This window comes from Staphylococcus sp. GDY8P57P (genome assembly GCF_017892585.1).
GTDB classification, from domain to species: Bacteria; Bacillota; Bacilli; order Staphylococcales; family Staphylococcaceae; genus Staphylococcus; species Staphylococcus borealis.
Genome location: NZ_JAESLK010000011.1, coordinates 1 through 3206, shown reverse-complemented (window position 1 = coordinate 3206; position 3206 = coordinate 1). Strand labels below are relative to the sequence as shown.

At 27.9% G+C, this 3206-nt stretch carries 2 protein-coding genes; both read left to right on the top strand.

The window, feature by feature from the left end; all coding sequences use genetic code 11:
* The first annotated feature begins 1148 nt into the window (after positions 1 to 1148).
* Entirely contained in the window at positions 1149 to 2009 is an 861-nt protein-coding gene (locus KA878_RS04390) for an AraC family transcriptional regulator (protein WP_194375768.1), read from the top strand.
* Positions 2010 to 2268: 259 nt separating this feature from the next.
* The gene (locus tag KA878_RS04385) at positions 2269 to 3192 is read left to right on the top strand and encodes a protein rep (RefSeq protein ID WP_204173209.1); all 924 of its coding nucleotides are present in this window, start codon (positions 2269 to 2271) and stop codon (positions 3190 to 3192) included.
* The last annotated feature ends 14 nt before the right edge of the window (positions 3193 to 3206 follow it).

The following is a 3206-nucleotide window of genomic DNA, read 5'->3' as shown; positions in this document are numbered from 1 at the left end:
ACTTTATGACTTAACAGAACAAGAAAAAAGAGAAATTAATCACAAAATGATAGACGAAATCGAGGAAGAACAATAACAAAATATAAGTGCTAACAGCTGACCTCCCGATAACACCATGTAGTTATTGGGAGGTCAGCTGTTGAATTAAGCACGAGTATTTTAAAAGTTATTGTGATGACGACGATAAACGATTATCAAAAGTATAATGTTAAAATGCTTTATTATACTAACGTTATATAAACATTATACTTTCGTTATACAAATTTTAACCCGGTAGGAACTATAAAAAATCATGAAAATTTTAATTTGCATGTAACTGGGCAGTGTCTTAAAAATCGACACTGGTTTTGCTCAAATTTTTGCTTTTGGAAATAGCATATATTTATTTGGCTCATATTTGCGTTTTAAGAGCTTATATAAGTTTTTAGGCATAAAACTATATGAATTACCCCTAAATCTTTAAAATGCCCCCTTAAAATTCAAAATAAGGGCATAAAAAATAAAAGCTACCTCACTTTATCTGGGGTAGCTTTTTCTTTTATACGGTCTATTTATTTTTCTTTCGACGCCGTATCGTCGATGTAATTCAAAAAAGTTATGGGCTATAAATCTACATCACTTTTTCAAGAATGTAGTAGCAATATTCAAGACAAATTAATTTTTATAACTGCTCGGAATATCTCAAGCCGTTTCTTTAATTTTGAAATAAAAAAATCGACGAAGGTCGATTATGGTTTTTACATGCGTTCTTTTAGAACGCATAAGTGCGCCCTTACGGGATTTAACTAGATTATAACGATGAAAAATAGACCTGTAAAGCGATAACTATTGCGATAAAGTTTGCTAAAAAGGAGTGTTTTATTTTTATGACTATCAAGACGATAATAAAAAATAGAACACGCATTTATGCCGAGAAAATTTATTGATGTTGAGAAGAACCCTTAACTAAACTTGTAGACGAATGTCGGCATAGCGTGAGCTATTAAGCCGACCATTCGACAAGTTTTGGGATTGTTAAGGGTTCCGAGGCTCAACGTCAATAAAGCAATTGGAATAAAGCAATTATTTTTTATTCGATAATTGTTATATATAAATTATCGAGTTAGTTCTTTGATTATTGATTACTATAGGATTGAAAGGTGATGGATATGATATTAAAAAATTTAAATAATTCTATAGATTATATAGATCAGAATTTAACAAACGATTTAAATTTATATGATATAGCGAATTTTGTTGGTTTACCTGAGCAGCATTATAGAAATTTGTTTATATTTCTTACTGGTATCGGTTTATCTGAGTATATAAAAAAAAGAAAATTGTATTTTGCTAATAAAGATTTATTAAATAAAGAATCAGTAACGAGTGTAGCTATAAAATATGGATATTCAATTGATGGTTTTACAAAGTCTTTTAGAGATTGGAGTGGGTATTTACCATCTCAAATATATGAAAAACAAGTTTTAATTTCATATCCGAAACTTTCATTTGCTATTAATGTTAAAGGAGGAATAGGCATGAAAACTAGAATTGTAGATTTGCCAAAAATTAATATAGTAGGCGTAAAAAAACGTGTTCGTATGCAATACGAGGGTGTTAACAATGAAATTGAAGAACTAGCAAATAGTATTACTAATATACAAAAAGAAGAAATGAATAATTTACAAAACATTGAACCTAAAGAAATTGTAAATGTTTCATATGATGCTGATGAGAATTTTATTAAAGAAGAGGGTTATTTAACTCATATGATTGGTGTTATAACAACAGAAAACAATATAAGCGATCAACTTGATGTTATAAATATTGATGAAAGTAAATGGATAGTCTTTGAAAATGAAGGTAAATTTCCAAAAGTTTTACAAGACACATATGCTAAAATTTATTCTGAATGGTTGCCAGAAACAGAATATAAATTAGCTAATGTACCAATGTTTTCTTTTACTAAATTTAATGATTCAGATAGAGATAATGCTTATAGTGAAATTTGGGTCGCAGTTAATAATTGATTTTAGATATTTAAGGTTTTAGAAACGAGTTGAAAACGAGTTTCTTCTTGTCTTGATAATAAGGGTAACTATTGCCGGCGAGGCTAGTTACCCTTAAGTTATTGATATGACTGGTTTTAAGCATAAAAAAAGTTGCTTTTCCGTACCTATTAATGTATCGTTTTAAATGACTAGTAAAAAACATACATAGAAAGGGGAAAAAGCAACTTTTTTTATTGTCATAGTTTGTGAAAACTAAGTTGTTTTTATGTGTTATAACATGGAAAAGTATACTGAGAAAAAACAAAGAAATCAAGTATTTCAGAAATTTATTAAACGTCATATTGGAGAGAATCAAATGGATTTAGTTAAAGATTGCAATACATTTCTGTCTTTTGTAGCTGATAAAACTTTAGAAAAACAGAAATTATATAAAGCTAATTCTTGTAAAAATCGATTTTGTCCTGTCTGTGCTTGGAGAAAAGCTAGAAAAGATGCTTTAGGTTTATCTTTGATGATGCAATATATTAAGCAGCAAGAAAATAAGGAATTTATCTTTTTAACTTTGACTACACCTAATGTAATGAGTGATGAATTAGAAAATGAAATAAAACGTTACAATAATTCTTTTAGAAAACTTATAAAAAGAAAAAAAGTAGGTAGTGTTATAAAGGGATATGTCCGTAAGTTAGAGATTACATATAATAAAAAAAGAGATGATTATAATCCTCATTTTCATGTGTTAATTGCAGTAAATAAATCGTATTTCACAGATAAAAGATATTATATTAGTCAACAAGAATGGTTAGATTTATGGCGTGATGTAACGGGCATTTCAGAAATCACACAAGTTCAAGTTCAAAAAATAAGACAAAATAACAATAAAGAGTTATATGAAATGGCTAAGTATTCTGGTAAAGATAGTGATTATTTAATAAATCAAAAAGTATTTGATGCATTCTATAAATCACTTAAAGGTAAACAGGTATTAGTTTATTCTGGATTATTTAAAGAGGCTAAAAAGAAATTAAAAAATGGGCATTTAGATTATTTAAAAGAAATTGATCCAACCGAATATATCTATCAAATTTTTTATATTTGGAAACAAAAAGAGTATTTAGCTAGTGAACTTTATGACTTAACAGAACAAGAAAAAAGAGAAATTAATCACAAAATGATAGACGAAATCGAGGAAGAACAATAACAAAATATAAGTGC

Bases quoted from the DNA above. Each gene is read 5' to 3' on its own strand.
- KA878_RS04390 (WP_194375768.1), top strand. From the start codon at position 1,149: ATGATATTAAAAAATTTAAATAATTCTATAGATTATATAGATCAGAAT.
- KA878_RS04385 (WP_204173209.1), top strand. From the start codon at position 2,269: ATGGAAAAGTATACTGAGAAAAAACAAAGAAATCAAGTATTTCAGAAA.